This is a genomic window from Leifsonella bigeumensis (assembly GCF_039537265.1).
GTDB classification, from domain to species: domain Bacteria; phylum Actinomycetota; class Actinomycetes; order Actinomycetales; family Microbacteriaceae; genus Terrimesophilobacter; species Terrimesophilobacter bigeumensis.
The window spans coordinates 1,404,525-1,421,689 of sequence record NZ_BAABAE010000003.1 but is presented as its reverse complement, the minus strand read 5'-3'; the positions used below and the strand labels follow the sequence as shown (position 1 = coordinate 1,421,689).

At 68.6% G+C, this 17,165-nt stretch carries 8 protein-coding genes; 7 read left to right on the top strand and 1 reads right to left on the bottom strand.

Annotated features, from left to right (window positions below; translation table 11 throughout):
• The 6 genes from ABD678_RS12025 to ABD678_RS12000 all read left to right on the top strand — a co-directional run bounded on the left by ABD678_RS12025 (position 1) and on the right by ABD678_RS12000 (position 14,580).
• Entirely contained in the window at positions 1-5,913 is a 5,913-nt protein-coding gene (locus tag ABD678_RS12025) for an Ig-like domain-containing protein (protein WP_344756945.1), read from the top strand.
• A 46-nt stretch (positions 5,914-5,959) separates the two neighbouring features.
• The gene (locus tag ABD678_RS12020) at positions 5,960-6,931 is read left to right on the top strand and encodes an AAA family ATPase (RefSeq protein WP_344756943.1); all 972 of its coding nucleotides are present in this window, start codon (positions 5,960-5,962) and stop codon (positions 6,929-6,931) included.
• 35 nt (positions 6,932-6,966) lie between these two features.
• Positions 6,967-8,340, top strand: coding sequence for a DUF58 domain-containing protein (locus ABD678_RS12015; protein WP_344756941.1), 1,374 nt, complete (start codon positions 6,967-6,969; stop codon positions 8,338-8,340).
• A gap of 14 nt (positions 8,341-8,354) precedes the next feature.
• Positions 8,355-10,685 (top strand): transglutaminase-like domain-containing protein, encoded by a 2,331-nt coding sequence (locus ABD678_RS12010; RefSeq protein ID WP_344756939.1) that lies wholly within the window; start codon positions 8,355-8,357, stop codon positions 10,683-10,685.
• Entirely contained in the window at positions 10,685-11,572 is an 888-nt protein-coding gene (locus ABD678_RS12005) for a zinc-ribbon domain-containing protein (protein ID WP_344756937.1), read from the top strand. Before ABD678_RS12010 ends, ABD678_RS12005 begins: the two co-directional genes overlap by 1 nt.
• A gap of 122 nt (positions 11,573-11,694) precedes the next feature.
• Positions 11,695-14,580: an FtsK/SpoIIIE domain-containing protein gene (locus ABD678_RS12000; protein WP_344756935.1), complete on the top strand. Its 2,886-nt coding sequence runs from the start codon at positions 11,695-11,697 to the stop codon at positions 14,578-14,580.
• Here ABD678_RS12000 and ald read toward each other — a convergent pair.
• Positions 14,577-15,692 (bottom strand): alanine dehydrogenase, encoded by a 1,116-nt coding sequence (gene ald / locus ABD678_RS11995; RefSeq protein WP_344756933.1) that lies wholly within the window; start codon positions 15,690-15,692, stop codon positions 14,577-14,579. The genes ABD678_RS12000 and ald overlap by 4 nt on opposite strands.
• Before the next feature lie 261 nt (positions 15,693-15,953).
• On the opposite strand from ald, the gene ABD678_RS11990 reads away from it, so the two are divergent.
• Entirely contained in the window at positions 15,954-17,165 is a 1,212-nt protein-coding gene (locus ABD678_RS11990; RefSeq protein ID WP_344756931.1) for an ABC transporter substrate-binding protein, read from the top strand.

The following is a 17,165-nucleotide window of genomic DNA, read 5'->3' as shown; positions in this document are numbered from 1 at the left end:
ATGCTGAAGACCTGGCTGAAAGCGCACCGCTCGTTCGTCACGACCGCGGCGAGTGTGATCGCGATCGTCGCCGTCGTCGTGACGACGGCTGTCGTCTCGACCGGATATCCGGCGCAGAAGGTCGAGTTGAACGACGCCTCGGTGTGGGTTTCGAACGGGGCGAAACAGTACATCGGGCGCGCCAACACCGAGATCATGGAGCTCAACACGGTCGTCGCGAGCGACAGCAGCGAGCTCGACGTCGTACAGGGCGGTTCGACCGTCCTGCTGTTCGACGAGGGAAGCAGCAAGGCCGACATCGTCGACCCGGCGACCTCGACGATCCTCGACAGCGTGCCCATGCCGACGACGGCTCCGAGGCTCTTCCTCGCCGGCGACAACGTCGTGGTGGCCGACGGCGACGGGCAGGTCTGGATCGTTGCCGCCGCCGACTTCGAGCACTTCGATCCGGAGACCCAGCCGAACCTGAGTCTCGGTGGGGAGTCGGTCTTCGCCATGGGCGAGGAGGGCAGGCTCATCGCCTATTCGCAGGCAGCGGGACTCGTCTACCTCATCGACGCAGCAGGCACGGGCACGGTGGCGGAGACCCATGAGCTCACCTTCGGCGATGTGACGAGCACCCTTTCGGTCACGCTCGTCGGCTCGAGCTGGGCCGTATTCGACTCGACGACGCGTCTCATCGTTGTGGACGGCACCACGACGGACCTCTCGGGCCTGATCGGTCGGGGGGACCAGTCGCGGCTCCAGGAACCCGCGGCATCCGGCGACGGGGTGCTGGTCGCCTTTCCGGGCGGACTGCTGTCCGTTCCTGCCTCGGGCGACCCGGTGCAGCAGGTGGTGACCGGCCAGACGGGCCTGGCGGCGGCTCCGATCGTCGTGAACGGCTGCGCCTACGCCGCCTGGAGCGGCGGGACCGCATGGAGGAGCTGTGTGGGCGAGGCCGAACCGACCACGCTGACCCTGCGGTCGATGCCGCTCGGCGCCGCACGGCTGATGTTCGAGAGCAACGGGGATCGCGTCGTCCTCAACGACCCGCGCGGGGGAGGGTCCTGGGCGGTCCAGGAGTCCGGCCAGCTCATCGACAACTGGGATGCGCTTGAGCAGGTCCAGCAGGAACAGGAGGAGGTGAGCGACGACAACCTCGACACTCCTCCGGATTACGAGAAACTGCAGCAACCGCCGGTGGCCGTCGATGACGAGTTCGGGGCGAGGCCGGGACGCAGTGCGATCCTTCCCGTGCTGCTCAACGATTACGATTCGAACGGCGATGTGCTCGTCGTCTCGCATCTTAGCGAGTTGCCGGAGTCGATGGGACGACTCGACCTCGTGAACAACGCCCAGCAGGTGCAACTCACCCTCCCGGAGGGCGCGCGCGGCACTGTGAGCTTCGGCTACACGATCACCGACGGCCGGGGCGGCGAGGCGCAGGCCAACGTCGTCGTCACGGTTCGGCAGCCCGACGAGAACTCTCCGCCGGAGCAGGTCAGGAGAAGCCGGACGGTCGTCGCACAGGGCGGCCGTGCGACCGTCGAGGTGCTGGGCGACTGGGTCGACCCGGATGGCGACTCGATGTATCTCGCCGGCGCAGCGACCGGAGCCCCCGACATCGCGAGCTTCCAGCCGAACGGGACCGTCGTCTTCATCGAGGGCGGCGCGGCCGGCAGCTCCCGCTCTGTCGCCCTCGTCGTGACGGACGGCACCGAGCAGGGAAGCGGCAACCTCGCCATCACCGTGAGCCCGGCCGGCGACGTGCCGATCCTCACCGATCCCTTCGTCGTGCTCGCCTACGCCGACCAGGAGGTCACCGTGCATCCGCTCGCCCACGTGCGCGGCGGAACGGGGACCATCCGGCTGAGCAGCGTCCCGTCGAGAACCGGGGCCGACATCTCGGTGAGCGCAGACTCCGGCACCTTCCGTTTCAGCAGCAGTCAGGCCCGCACCTTCAACCTCGAATACGTGGTCACCGACGGGGAGCAGACGGCGACCGGCGTGGTGCGGATCGACGTCGCGTCCCCGCCGGATGCGAACACCAGGCCGATCACGGTCCCCAAGACGGTCTTCGTGAAGTCGGCGAGCAGCGAGACCGTCGATATCGCGGGCAGCGATATCGATCCGGCCGGCGGCGTGCTCCTCGTCACGGGCATCTCCAACCTCGCTGCCGGGGCCGGGATCAAGGCCGAGATCCTCGAACAGCGTTCGGTTCGGGTGACCCTCACCGCGCCCCAGGACGGAGGCCCGGTGACCTTCAACTATCGGGTGACGAACGGGCTTGCCGAGTCCGAGGGCTCCATCACCGTCGTCGAGATTCCACGCCCGGTGCGCCTGCAGCCACCCATCGCAACCGACGACACCATCTCGGTGCGGGTGGGCTCGGCGATCGACATCCCGGTCCTCGAGAACGACATCCAGCCCGACGGCGAAGCACTGACGCTCGACCCCCAGCTCACGAGCGGGTTGAGCGGCGACTCTGGCCTGTTGTTCGCGTCCGGCAACATCCTTCGCTACCTGGCACCCGACAAGCCGGGGAACTTCACCGCGAGCTACAGCGTGAGCGGGCCGGACGGTCAGGTCGCGCAGGCCCAGGTGAACATCGCCGTGCGCGAGAGCGTCGAGGCCACCAACGGGGCGCCGGTACCGGTCACAGTCGTGGGGAGGGTGCTGGCCGGCGAGAAGGTGGCCATCCGCATCCCGCTCTCGGGTACCGACCCGGACGGCGACTCCGTACAGCTTCTCGGCCAGGAGACCAATCCGGAGAAGGGCGCGGTCACCCCCATCGGCTCCGACGGATTCAGTTACGAGGCCGGCGACTACTCGGCGGGAACCGACAGTTTCACCTACACCGTCATCGACGCACTCGGGGCGCGAGCAACCGGCATCGTCCGGATCGGGATCAGTCCGCGGACGGACGGGGCGCGGAACCCGGTGGCCATCGCCGACGAGGTCGCGATGCGCCCTGGCGGCACCATCACCATCCAGGTGCTCGCGAACGACTCCGACCCCGACGGCAGCGAACTCACCGTCACCGAGGTGTCCCCGACGAACGATCAGGACGTCGTGGCGGAGACCGACGGCACGGTCATCACGGCCAAGCCGCCTTCGGCCCCCGGGCAGTACGGGCTCGTCTACGTCATCCAGAACGAGTTCGGCGGAACGAGTTCGAACTTCGTGACCATCACGGTCTCCGAAGACGCCCCCCTTGCCCGCCCCATCGCGAACGACACGGTCCTGACCCTCACCGACATCCTGGGGAGGGACACCATCGACGCCAATGTGCTCTCGAACGTCTTCTTCGCCGGTGGGCCGGTGAGCAGCCTCGGCGTGCAGCTCCTGAGCGGCTACGATTCGGGGGTTTCGGTCACGGCTGGGAAGCGCATCACCGTCACGGTCGGCGACAAGCGGCAGATCGTGCCGTTTGCGGTCGTCAATCCCGACGACCCCGCCATCGTGTCATACGCCTTCCTCTGGGTGCCCGGCTATGACGATGCCCTGCCGCAGGTCAATCGCAAGGCACGGCCACTGACGGTCGCGAGCGAGTCGACCCTGATCATCCCCATCAACGACAACGTCATCGCCATCGGGGGCACGAAGGTGCGCCTCACCGACTCGACGACGGTGCGGGCGACGCATTCGGACGGCTCGAGCCTGGTCGTCGACGACCAGACCCTCTCCTTCCGGTCGGCCGACAAGTACTTCGGGCCGGCGTCGATCTCCTTCGAGGTGACCGACGGGACGTCCGCCGACGATCCGAACGGCCGCCGCGCGACACTCGTCCTGCCGATCAACGTCACGCCGCGCGAGAACCAGCCACCGGTCTTCAACGGTGCCGTCATCGATTTCGAACCGGCGCAGGAGAAGGTCATCGACCTGCTGCGACTCACCGACTACCCGTATCCCGACGACATCGACGAGCTCGCCTACACGGCCATCGCCCCGCTCCCGGTGGGGTTCAGTTACACCCTCACCGGGCAGTCCCTCACCATCCGCGCGAACGAGAACGCCGTGAAGGGGTCGACGACCGCCCTCATCCTCGGGGTCCGGGACGATCTCGAGGACGGCAAGGCCGGTCGCATCGTGCTCAACGTCGTCGCCTCGAGCCGGCCGCTCGCCAGCCCGGTGGCCGACAGCGCCGTGACGCCGCGGGGCGCGACGACGATCGTCGACGTGCTCGCCAACGACGTGGCGGCTAACCCCTTCCCCGGGGAGCCGCTCACCGTCGTCGGCATCCGCGGGATCGACGGGGCGTCGCTGCCTCCGGGCGTGGCGATCACGCCGAGTGCAGACCTGAGTTCGCTCAGCGTCACCGTCTCGAAGGAGGCGCCGGCCCAGGACATCAACCTGCAGTACCAGGTGGCGGACGCCACCCAGGACCCCGACCGCTACGTCTGGGGCACCGTGAAGCTCCAGATCCAGGATGTCCCCGACCCGGTGACGGGGGTGCGCGTCGCCGCGTTCAGCAACGAGACTCTCGTCATCGCCTGGAGCCCGGGGCCGTTCAACAACTCGCCGATCACCGGATACGAGGTCACGGCGACGCGGGTCGACACCGGAGCGGTCGTCGGTGTGACGCCGTGCGCGGTGACGAACGGATGCGCGATCAGGACCTCGGGGAACGGCCCGGCGAACCAGGTGCGTGTCTCGGTCGTCGCGATCAACTCGATCGGGCCGTCCGAGCCGGCATTCGTCGGCTTCCCGGTCTGGTCCGACATCCTTCCTTCTGCCCCCACGGGACTCACCGTGGTCCCGACCGACGTCGCACCCGCCGGCGGGTCGCTCGCGATCGACTGGTCGCCCGTGCCCGACCCCTCTCCGGGGACCCCCGTCGTCGGCTACACCGTGCGCATCATCGGTGCTGGAGTGGACATCTCACGACTCGTGCCGGCGAACTCGACCGCCCTGGACTTCGGCAATACCGGGGGCCAGCTCGTGCCCGACACGAGTTATTCGGTCACCGTCTACGCGCGCAACAGCGCTCAGGTCGCCGGCGAGGGGAGCTGGCTGCGCAACCCGGCGGTCGCGGTCACCGCAGTGGGACCGCCGAGTCACACCGCGGGCGGCGTGGTCGGGGTCGTGGTCAACGGGCTCGGGCACATCCAGGTCAGCTGGGGTGCCAGCAACCCCCAGGGCGCCCCCGGTGTGACCTATTCCGTCGGGCGCTTCGACGCGGGGGCCGAGCTGCCGCAGGAGTGCCGCACACCGAACCCCGGTTCGGGGAGCGCGACCATCTCCGGCCTCAGCTGGACCGATACGACGGTCAGGGACCAGCACAGCTATCGCTATGTCGTCTACGCGGACAACGGCTACTACTGCACCCCGACGGCGTCGGGGGAGATCCTCACGATGCAGGCCCCTGGGAAGGCGTCGGGGAGCATCGCGCTGGCGCCACACGACGGGCAGTGGGACATCCAGGTGGGCGCCGACCTGAGCGTCGCCTCGCTCACGGCGGCCAAGTTCCAGTACCAGGTGAACGGCGCGGGAGACTGGCAGGACGTCGTCGAAGGCCAGTGGCTCACGTCGATCGCGAACTCGGCCGTGTACGGGAACCCGATGACCGTGAGATTCCGCGGATGTCGGGACCTCGCCGGCCAGTTCTGCGGAGAGGCCTCCGACGGCGCCACGCTCACCCCGGTCGACACGCGGGCAAGCCTGCTCAGCTGTGTCGTCGGGGAGCAGGTCGTCGCGAGCCCGCCCACCAATGCCGGTGCCCCGATCGTGACCTATCGCTACTCCTTCGACCGCGGGGCCGGTTTCTCCGCCTACTCGGAGGACGCGACGGTCCCGGAACCGATCGTCCCGGTCGTCAGCCAGACCCTCGTGCGGGTCAAGGCCGTCGTCGACTTCGGCTCCGCCGCGCCGGAACATCCGGGCAACCCGTACACCGACCCCGGTTTCGTCGAGGGAGCATGCACGCCATGATGAAATCGAAGGAAGCAAGCACCGAGAGGCCCGGAGAGGCAACCCCATGACGATGACACCCGAGCAGGCGACCTGGTTCGCGGACACCTTCAACCGGCTGGTGGCCGGGGTCGACCAGGTGCTCCTGGGAAAGACGTTCGTGATCAAGCTCGCGTTCACGGCGCTCCTCAGCGAGGGTCATCTCCTGCTCGAGGATTACCCGGGCACCGGGAAGACCTCGCTCGCGCGGGCGATGTCGCAAAGCGTCGACGGCACCTCCAGTCGCATCCAGTTCACCCCCGACCTCCTCCCGGGGGACATCACCGGGGTGAGTGTCTACGACGAGCGTTCGCGATCGTTCGAGTTCCACCAGGGACCGGTGTTCGCCAACATCGTGCTCGCGGACGAGATCAACCGGGCGAGCCCGAAGACGCAGGCCGCCCTTCTCGAAGTCATGGAGGAGGGTCAGGTCACGGTCGACGGGATCACCCACGATGTGGGCGCCCCCTTCATGGTCATCGCGACGCAGAACCCGATCGAGCAGGCGGGCACCTACCGTCTGCCGGAGGCGCAGCTCGACCGATTCATCATGAAGGCGTCGATCGGCTACCCCGACCACGCCTCGACCCTGCGGATCCTCCAGGGTGCCGGCGTGAAGGCGCACGACGTGGTCATCCCGGCGGTGGCGACGGCGGAGGTCGTCGTGGAGATGGGGGCTCTCGCCCGCACCGTCCACGTCGACCCGTCGATCAACGACTACGTCTCCCGTCTCGTGGATGCGTCGAGGCACTCGGACGAGGTGAGACTCGGCGCGAGCGTGCGTGCCGCGCTCGCGCTCGTGCGCACCGCCAAGACGCTGGCCGCCGCAAGCGGTCGCCACTACGTCATCCCGGACGACGTCAAGGTGCTCGCCGAACCCGTGCTCGCCCACCGGCTCGTGCTCGACCCGGAGGCGGAGTTCGAAGGGGTGACGTCGTCGAGCATCATCAGCCAGCTCCTGCTCGAGACGCCCCCGCCCACTGATCGGCAAGCGGTGTGAGCCAGGAGCACTCTCCCGGGAGGACTCCCGGTTCCGTGACGCGCAACGTGGCAGCGGCGGCCGCGACCCGGTTCGAGACCCCGTCCTCGAGCACGGGGCTCACCAACGTCAGAACGAAGATCGTCGGGAACCGTACGGGCATCCTCGCCGACGGGATCGTCGCCGTCGTGCGGATCAGTCGCGCACTCGGCGGCAGGGTTCAGGCCATGCTGTCACGGGTCTCCTCCGTGGTCACCCCGCTCGGCTGGACGATCCTGGCCCTCGTCCCTCTCTCCTTCGGCCTCGGCTACCGTTTCGGCTGGATCGAACTGGTCGTGGCGGCCTGGGCCGGCCTCGTCCTCCTGCTCGTCGCCGCCCTCTACCTCATCGGGCGCAACGCCTTCGTGGTCGAGCTCGGCACAGCGCATTCGAGGGTGCTCGTCGGCGAACCCGCGTTCGGGAAGGTGACGATCACCAATCCGACCCGTCGGCGCATCCTCGGCGTGACCGTCGAGGTGCCGGTCGGCAGGGCGCTCGCCGTGGCCACGATGCCGAGCCTCGCGCGCGGCGCCGGTTTCGTGCACGAGTTCCCGATCCCCACGCCGAGGCGCGGAGTCGTCCCGATCGGGCCGGTACGCACGGTTCGCGCCGACCCGGTCGGCCTCGTACGTCGCGAGATCATCTGGACGGATGCCGACGAACTCTACATCCACCCGCGCACGATCGGGGTCCCGAGCACGACGACGGGCTTCATCCGGGACCTCGAAGGAAACCCCACGCGCCAGATCTCCAACAGCGATGTCTCCTTTCATGCGCTTCGGGAGTACGTGCCGGGCGACGAGCGTCGCTACATCCACTGGAAGAGCACCGCGAAGACGGGGCGATACATGGTCCGTCAGTTCGAGGAGACGCGCCGCAGCCACCTCGTCATCGCACTCAGTCTCTCGTCCTTCGACTACGCGAACGAGGAGGAGTTCGAGCTCGCCGTGAGCGTCGCCGGGTCGCTCGGCGTCAGGGCGATCCGGGACGCCAGGGCGGTCTCGGTCGTGGTCGGAGAACGAACGCCGGACTTCGCCAAGCGCAAGGTCTTCGCCGTGTCGCAGTTGAGCACTCTCACGCGAAGCAGGCTGCTCGACGATCTCAGCACCATCGAGTGGGACGAATCCGCGCTCAACGTCCGGGACATCGCGCGGGTCGTCTCCGAGAAGGTCACCGGGATCTCGGTCGCCTTCCTGGTCTGCGGGTCGCGGACGACGCCCACCGAGTTGCGCGCGGCATCCGCATCGTTTCCGGTGGATGTGGAGGTCGTCGCCATCGTCTGCGATCCGGAGATGGTGCCGGGGTTCCGTCGCGTGCCCGGACTCAGCGTGCTCACGATCGGTTACCTCGAAGACCTCCAGAAGTCGCTTGCGAGGTCGGCGGCGGCATGAGCGAGGCTGTGACGGTGAAACAGCGGACGACGCGACCCTCTCTCGGGTTCATGCTCGTCTCCACCGTCATGCTCGCGATCTCGACCGGTGTGGCCTCCATCGCCCTGTGGCCGAGCTACGGGACCGCGTCGCTCATCGTGCTGGTGGCCGTCACCATCGTGGCGGGTTCCGCCATCGGCCTGCTCAGCGCCTGGTTCCGGTGGCCGAGTCCCGTCGTGCTCGCGGTCACTCTCGTCGTCTATCTCGCCCTCGGGGTCCCCCTCGCGGTCCCCAGTCTGGCGATCTCCGGTGTCCTTCCATCGCTGACCGGATTGCGAGAACTCGTGGTCGCGACGGCGACGAGCTGGAAGCAACTGCTCACCATCAGCCTTCCGGTCGGCGACTACCAGGCGCTCCTCGTCCCGGCATTCATCCTCATCCTCGTCACTGTCGTCGTCTCTCTCACGGTGGCTCTGCGTTCGAGGGTCGCCGAGGTCGCGGTTCTCGGCCCTGTCGTGGTCTTCATCGTCGCGAACCTGTTCGGGCCGGACTCCGCCCAGTGGCCGTTCGCGGTCACGATGGGCCTCATCGTCTCCCTCCTTCTGTGGCTCCTGTGGCTGCGCTGGTACCGGCGACGGGAGTCGATCCGCCTGCTCTCCGGTGTCAGCAGCACCGAGGACGGCAGCCCGGTGGCGCGCGTCGCCGACGGCGGCTTCGTGGGATTCCGTTCGCTCGTGAGCGCGGGACTGGTGCTTGCGATCGCGGGAACGGCTGCCTACGGTGCGATCTCGTTCGTCCCGCCCACTGCCGATCGGGTGGTCCTGCGCACCGCGATGGCGCAACCCTTCGACCCGCGCGACTACCCAAGCCCGCTCAGCGGGTTCCGCAAGTACCTTCAGCCGACGACCGCGGGCCGCACGATGCTGACGGTGTCCGGGTTGCCGGCCGGATCCCGCATCCGCATTGCGACACTCGACAGCTACGACGGGGTCGTGTACTCGGTCGGCCGGGGGAGCGTGAGCAGCATCTCGGGCTCGTTCACCAGGGTGCCGCTCATGGTCGACCAGTCCGCGGTGGCCGGGACGACCGCGACCGTGGAGGTGACGATCGGCAACTACACCGGGGTGTGGCTGCCCACGGTCGGCAGGCTCGAGCGCGTGACCTTCGGCGGCAGCGATGCGCCCGACCTGCTCGGGAGCTTCTATTTCAACCAGAACAGCGACACGGGGGCGGTCGTCACCGGACTCGAGTCGGGGGACAGCTATACGCTGACCGCCGTGATCCCGACCCAGCCGGAGGCCGACCAGCTGTCGTCCCTCGAACCCGGGCCGGCAACGCTGCCTCCCGTCTCCGTCGTACCGGACGAACTCGCTGCTGCGCTCGACGCCTATGTGAGTGGTCTGACCGATCCGGGTGACAAGCTCGTCGCCATGCTCGACGGCCTTCGCCGCGACGGGTATGTGAGCCATGGCGTCGGGGCGACCGAGCCGGAGAGCCGCTCGGGGCATGCTGCGGACCGCATCACCGAACTCCTCACCGCCCAGCGGATGATCGGGGACCAGGAGCAGTACGCCGTGACCGCGGCGCTCATGGCCAGGCAACTCGGGTTCCCCGCGCGCGTCGTCTTCGGGTTCGCCCCCACCGACATCGTGCCCGATGGCCTGACGACCGTCACCGGCAGTGACGTCTCGGCCTGGATCGAGGTCGACACGACGCGGTACGGCTGGGTTGCGATCGACCCGACGCCGCCCCTGCGGGACATCCCCGAGGAACAGCCCGAGGAACCGACCCAGGTCGCCCGCCCCCAGGCCCCTGTGCAGCCGCAGCTTCCGGAGACCGACGACAGGGACACCCGGCTCCCTCCCAGCTCGAGCCAGGACGAGACCCCGCTCGACAATCCGGTACTCACGATCCTCGTGCGCATCCTGTTCGGCCTCGGCTGGGCGACACTCGTCATGGCGGTGCTCCTCTCGCCGTTCCTCACGATCGCGGCGGCGAAGTGGCGCCGCCGACGGTTGCGCCGCCTCGCGCCGACTCCGCTCGAGCGGATGTCGGGCGGCTGGGAGGAGTTCGAGGATGCCGTGCTCGACCACGGGTTCACCCCCGGGCCGGCCCCCACTCGGATCGAGGTCGCGCAGACGGTCGGCGGAACCCAGCCGTTCGTGCTCGCCGCGGTCGCCGACCGTGCGGTCTTCGCTCCAGGGGAGCCGGATGCCGATCAGGCCGAGCAGTTGTGGAGATCGGTCGACGAGCTGCGATACTCCCTCGACCTCGGGCTGACCCGTTGGCAGCGGATCAAGGCTGTGATCTCCCTGCGGAGTCTCGGTGGTTATAGTGTCACCAGCCTGTTCAAGCGAGAGGGGTGATGGCCGTGACCTGCGGCTATTGCGGTACGGAGCTCCCCTCGGACGCCATGTTCTGCGGGGAGTGCGGGCGTGCCGTCGTCGCCGCGTCGTCGCCGATCCGGCCGATGATCCCTCAGCCGTTCACCCGGCCGGTCGCGGAGCAGGAATCAGGGTTGACCTGCGAACAGTGCGGGGCTCCGATGTCGCCGGACGACATCTTCTGCGGGGAGTGCGGTTTCGTCGCGCGATCGATAGGACGCTCTCTCGCCCGTCCCCGGGACACGAATGTCGTCGAGCGACTCGAGAGGGTCGAGCAGGACCGGCTGCCGGAACCTGAGCCGGAACCTGAGCCGGAACCTGAGCCGGAGCTGGAGCCTGAGCCGGAACCGGAGCCGGAACCTGAGCCTGCCCCCGAGCCGGAACCAGAGCCGGAGCCGGAGCCCGAACCTGAGCCGGAGCCGGAGCCAGAGCCGGAGCCAGAGTCAGAGCCGGAGCCAGAACCCTTCGTGTCGCCGGAGTCGGACTCGACCGAGTTCGAGGAGGACGTCGAACCGACGCGTATCGTCGCGCGGCATCCGGAGGGCGAACGATTCGTGCTCCAGTTCAGTACCGGTGAGTCCTTCACCGTGTTCGGAGGCGGACTCATCGGCCGTAGTCCCCGGCCCGAGCCCGGCGAGTACTTCGACCATATCGTGCGCGTGCTCGACCCGAGCCGCTCGGTGTCCAAGACCCACCTCGAGTTCGGTCAGGAGGCCGGAAGCTTCTGGGTCAAGGACCGCTACTCGGGCAACGGCACGATCGTGAGGGAGCCGGAGTCGCCGCCGATCCGTTGCCACCCCGAACGCCGCTACCGCCTCGTCCGCGGCTCGCGCGTCGACCTCGGCGAGCAGTTCTTCATCGTGAGCTGAGCCTCCGCAGGAGAAGCCGAGAGGCGCCTGATCACTCCCTCACATCGAGGACGGCTCGTCGTTGTCCACGGATCGGGTCCCGCCGTCCGGGTCGGCGGCGGCGGGCGTGGTCTCCTGAGTCGATGACGATCACCGCCCTCTCCTTCCCGCAGCCGCCTGAACCACCGCCACCGCATCCGTTCCCGGTGTTCGCGAGCGTCGCTCCCGTCGTCGCCTCGGTGGCGATCTGGGCGGTCACGCAGTCGCCCTTCGCCCTCGTGTTCGCTCTGCTCGGCCCGGTCGTCGCGGTGGCCGGTCTCGCCGACGCCCGGCGCCAGGGTCGCCGGAGAATGCGCGAGGAACGGGCGAGGTTCGAGAGGGAGGTCGTCGCGACCGTCCATGCGATCGACGAAGCCCACGAGCGCGAGTGCGCGGAGTTGCAGCGCAGCGCTCCCTCGGCGGCCGCCATCCTCGCAGCTGCGCATCATGACCCCGAGCGCTGGCGCGAACGGCTCGACGACCAGGTGCCTGTGACGCTCGGCGTCGGCAGGGTGGTGAGTGCGCTCGAGTTCGACCGGCCGGCGGTGGCGAAGGCCGGCGAGTCGGAACGCGCCATCGACGAGTTGCGAGCGAGGGCCGCGGCGCTGGACGGGGCGCCCATCGTCATCGACGCTCGCCTCGGTATCGGACTGTGCGGCCCCGTTTCGAAGACGGTACCCGCAGCCGGCGCGCTCCTGGTGCAGCTGGCGAATGCGCTTCCCCCGGATGTCGTGGGGCTGCGCGCGGTCCCCACCGGAGGTCCGGGGCTCCGCTGGGTCCGGGCGCTGCCGCACTGGGAAGGGGGAAACGCCGGTCATCGCACCGAGGGCACGGTGCCGGGCGGGTTCGCGCAGCTCGAGTTCCGGCCCCGATCGGGTGATGGGGCAGGTCTCGTCATCGCGGCTGCGGGACAGGAGCGTGGCCTGCCGCGCGAGTGCCGGGTCGTCGTGCAACTCGATGGAGCCGGGCGGGCACGGCTGATCCGGCACCCGCAGCAGCGACGATCGGAGTTCTCGCCGGGTTTCGTCACCGAGCGCGAGGCGACGGAGTTCGCCAACGCGCTCGCGGTCGCGTCGCGGGGAGGACGGCAGCCCGGTGGTGTGCAGGGTGAGCAGTTGCCCTCCCGGGTCGAATTCTCCGCACTCCGGCAGCCGGTGGGCGGGAACGCCCCCGCCCTCGCGGCCTGCCTCGGGATCGGTCCCGCCGGTCCCGTGATCGTCGATCTCGTCTCGGACGGGCCTCACGCCGTCGTGGGAGGGACCACGGGAAGCGGCAAGAGCGAGCTGCTCATCACCTGGGTCCTCGCCATGGCCACCGGGTACGGACCGGAGGAGGTCAACTTCCTGCTCGTCGACTTCAAGGGGGGTGCGGCCTTCGCGCCCCTGCGCAACCTCCCGCACGTGGTCGGGACGGTCACCGACCTCGAGGAGTCGACGGCAGGCAGAGCACTGCAGAGCCTGCGCGCCGAGCTCCGGTATCGTGAGGCGTTCCTCGCCGAGAGCGGAGCACGCTCGATCGATGAGCTCGCACAGGACGAGCAGGGTGCGGGGAGTCGGACCCTTGCGCGGCTGGTGATCGTCATCGACGAGTTCGCCACTCTGACGTCGGCATTCCCCGAACTCCACGAGCTGTTCGCCGATCTTGCATCCCGCGGCCGGTCGCTCGGCGTGCACCTCGTTCTGTGCACCCAGCGGCCCGCAGGCTCGGTGCGTGACACCGTCCTGGCCAATTGCACCCTGCGCATCTCGCTCCGGGTGAACAACCGGGCCGACAGCATCGCGGTCGTCGGCGAGCCGGATGCCGCCGGGCTGCCCCGGCATCCACCCGGTCGGGCGATCGTGGCACGCGACGACGCGTTGACGCCCATGCAGTTCGCTCTGGCCGTCGCCTCAGACGCCGTCGCCGTCGCCGGCCGTTGGGAGACCAGACCGGTGCGTCGCCCCTGGCTCGATCCTCTGCCGACCCGCCTGGGGCCGGAAGACCTCCCGCCTGCGGGGCCGTCATCGGGCGAGGGCTCCGGGATCGCCTTCGGTCTCCTCGACCAGCCGGAACGGCAGCGACGGGCCGTCGCCGTCTACGACCCCGTCGAGCAGGGCCACCTGCTCGTGGTCGGAGGCCGGCGCTCCGGAAAGTCGGGGGTCCTCGACGCGATCGCCGCCGGCGCGACGGGCGCGATGTGGGTACCCGGATCGGTGGAGGGAGCCTGGGACCTCGTCACGGGGCTGCTCGACAGCATTCGTTCGGGCGCGCCCGTCGGGGGGCTGCTCCTGTTCGACGACCTCGACATTCTGCTCGGAAGGTTCCCGCCCGACCACAGGGCGGCCTTCGTCGACGCGCTCACCGCGCTGCACCGGGAGGGGCCGGCTGCGGGGATTCGCGTCGTCTCGTCGTGCGCCTCGGCCCTGGCCTCGCTGTCGGCGCTGTGCGAGACGAAACTCGTGCTCAGGATGCCCGATCGCCAGGAGCATTCGATCGCCACGGGCGGGGTCGCCGGATTCGACCCCTCGCTTCCCCCCGGCGGCGGCACCTGGAACGGGTCCCGCGTGCAGGTGGTACTAGTCCCGAAAGCTGCCCGGCCGAATCCGCCGACGACCGCCGACCTCGACGCGTCCGTTCTGGCCGGGCTGGCGGCGACCGGTCTCGCCGTGGTCGCGTCGGCTCCGGGTCCGCTCGCCGCTCGGCTCGGCTCTTTCGGCCGCGTCACGCTCCTCGCCGGCGGCGCGGCCGCCGCGGAGCCGGCGGTGGAGGGAGGCGGCAGGGGTCTCATCCTCGGCGACCCGGATGCCTGGAACGCCTCCTGGGGGCTCCTCGGCACTCTGCGCTCCCGCGCGCACGTGCTCTTCCACGGGTGCTCGGTCGCCGAGTACCGCGCCCTTTCCCGACAACGGGAGCTTCCGCCCCCGATCACCTCGCCGCAGAGCGACGCCTGGCTGCTGAGCCCGGATGGTCGCGTGGAGCGTGTCCGGCTCCCGGCGGTCGGGGGCGACTAGCCGAGCACGTCCGCGAGCGACACGTGATCGAGCCCGAGCGCCGAGGCCACCGGTGCGTTGACGACATGGCCGCCCTGGGTGTTGAGACCGAGGGCGAGGGCGCCGTCCGCGGAGAGCGCGGCGCGCCATCCGTTGTTCGCGAGCGCGCGCACGTAGGGCATCGTCGCGTTCGTGAGGGCGTAGGTCGAGGTGTTCGGGACAGCGCCCGGCATGTTCGCGACGCAGTAGAACAACGAGTCGTGCACCGTGAAAGTCGGGTCGGCATGCGTCGTCGGATGGGAGTCGGCGAAGCACCCGCCCTGGTCCACCGCGATGTCGACGAGCACACTGCCCGGCTTCATGCGCGAGACGAGGTCGTTGCTCACGAGCTTGGGGGCCTTCGCCCCCGGGACGAGCACGGAACCGATCACGAGGTCTGCGCCGAGGACGGCGCGCTCGATCTCGAATCCGTTCGAGGCGACCGTGCGCACCCTGCCCGCATAGATCTCATCGAGTTCCTTGAGTCGCTGCAGGTTGGTGTCGAGGACCGTGACATCGGCGCCGAGGCCGACCGACACCGACACGGCATTCGTCCCGGCGACCCCGCCGCCGAGTACGACGATCTTCGCCGGATAGGTACCGGGGACTCCGGGGACGAGCAGGCCCGGTCCACCGTTCGGCTTGAGCATCGCGTTCGCTCCGACGATGGGGGCGAGCCGACCGGCCACCTCGCTCATCGGGGCGAGAAGCGGCAGCGCGCGGTTCGGCGACTGCACCGTCTCGTAGGCGATCGCGGTGACCTTCGCGTCGACGAGCGCCCCGGTGAGCTCAGGCTCGGCGGCGAGATGGAGGTAAGCGAAGAGCAGCAGGTCGGCCCGGAAGTAGTCGTACTCCGCGGCGATCGGCTCCTTGACCTTGAGGAGCATATCGGCGGCCGCCCAGGTCTCTTCCGCGGTCTTCGCGATCCTGGCGCCCGCGTCGCGGTACTCGGTGTCGGAGATGGATGAGCCGGTGCCGGCGTCGGTCTCGACGATGACCTCGTGTCCGTGGGCGACCAGGTCGTGCACGCCTGCGGGGGTGATGGCCACCCGGAACTCGTTGTTCTTGATCTCCCTGGGGATGGCGACCTTCATTGCTCTCCTGCCCTGCACTTCACTGCGTGTGCGACCGGGAGGGTACTTCTTCGTACCGCTCCGGGCATCAGCCTACTCGGCTCAGACGATGGATTCCGCACCAAAAAAGGGCAAATGTGTGCTGATTTCGTGAAATTTCACACTGGATGTCGTTGTTTCGGTCTCTTTTTGGTGCGATCCGATGCGATGGTGTGACAGTATCTAGCCACACGGAACAAAGTTGTCCGCTCGTACGCACCGTCGTGAAGGAGTTGCACTCACATGACCAGACCACTGCCAGAAGACCCGTTCATCCGCAGCCTCGTACTCCAGGCGCAGCGCGCGCAGTTCTCGCGCCGCGGGATGCTCAAGGGAGCCGGAATCAGCGCGGCCGCACTAGCCCTTGCGGCGTGTTCGACGGGTGGGGGTGAAGAGAAGCCCACCGCGGCGACGGACAAGTCGGATACCGACAAGATCGTTCGCTGGGACAACTGGGCTCTCTACCTCGACGTCGACGATGCCGGAAAGTACCCGACGCTCGAAGCGTTCTCCGCCCAGACCGGGATCAAGGCCACCTACACCGAGGCGGTCGACGACAACAACACCTACTACGGCAAGGTCAAGGACCAGCTGAAGCTCGGCCAGGACATCGGATGCGACACCGTGTGTCTCACCGACTGGATGGTCGATAGGCTCATCCGCTTCGGCTACACGCAGGAGCTCGACGAGGCGAACATCCCGAACAAGAAGAACCTCGTCCCGGCGCTCGCCAACGTGGACTTCGACCCCGGACGCAAGATGTCACTCCCGTGGCAGGGCGGATTCGCCGGCATCGCCTGGAACAAGGATGAGCTGCCCGGCGGACTCACCTCCGTCTCCGACCTTTGGGACTCCTCCCTCAAGGGGCGTGTCGGTGTGCTGTCCGAGATGCGCGACACCATGGGCTGCATCATGCAGGACATGGGGACGGCCATCGACGGCTCGTGGGGCGACGACGAGTTCAGCGCCGCGATCGATCTCCTGCAGGAGCAGGTCGACAACGGCCAGATCCGCAACATCAAGGGCAACTCCTACAAGGAGGACCTGCAGAACGGCGACACCCTCGCGGCCATCGTCTGGTCCGGTGACATCACCCAGCTCAACTTCGAGGCGGGGGACCACTGGGACTTCGCGCTCCCGAGCAAGGGCGGAACCCTCTGGAACGACAACTTCGTCGTCCCGATCGGCTCCGAGCACAAGAAGAACGCCGAGGCGCTCATCAACTACTACTACGACCCCGAGGTCGCGGCCCAGGTCGCGGCCTACGTGAACTACATCCCGCCGGTCGTCGGCACGAAGGAAGCCATGGTCGCGATCGACCCGGAGCTGGCGGACAACCAGCTCATCTTCCCGAGCGACGCCACGCTTGCCAACGCGCACGTCTTCCGCAGCCTGAGTGCTGCGGAGGAGCAGAAGTACGCGGCGCAGTTCCAGGCGATCCTTCTCGGGGCCTGA

Bases quoted from the DNA above. Each gene is read 5' to 3' on its own strand.
- ABD678_RS12025 (WP_344756945.1), top strand. From the start codon at position 1: ATGCTGAAGACCTGGCTGAAAGCGCACCGCTCGTTCGTCACGACCGCG.
- ABD678_RS12020 (WP_344756943.1), top strand. From the start codon at position 5,960: ATGACGATGACACCCGAGCAGGCGACCTGGTTCGCGGACACCTTCAAC.
- ABD678_RS12005 (WP_344756937.1), top strand. From the start codon at position 10,685: ATGGCCGTGACCTGCGGCTATTGCGGTACGGAGCTCCCCTCGGACGCC.
- ABD678_RS12000 (WP_344756935.1), top strand. From the start codon at position 11,695: ATGACGATCACCGCCCTCTCCTTCCCGCAGCCGCCTGAACCACCGCCA.
- ald (WP_344756933.1), bottom strand. From the start codon at position 15,692: ATGAAGGTCGCCATCCCCAGGGAGATCAAGAACAACGAGTTCCGGGTG.
- ABD678_RS11990 (WP_344756931.1), top strand. From the start codon at position 15,954: ATGACCAGACCACTGCCAGAAGACCCGTTCATCCGCAGCCTCGTACTC.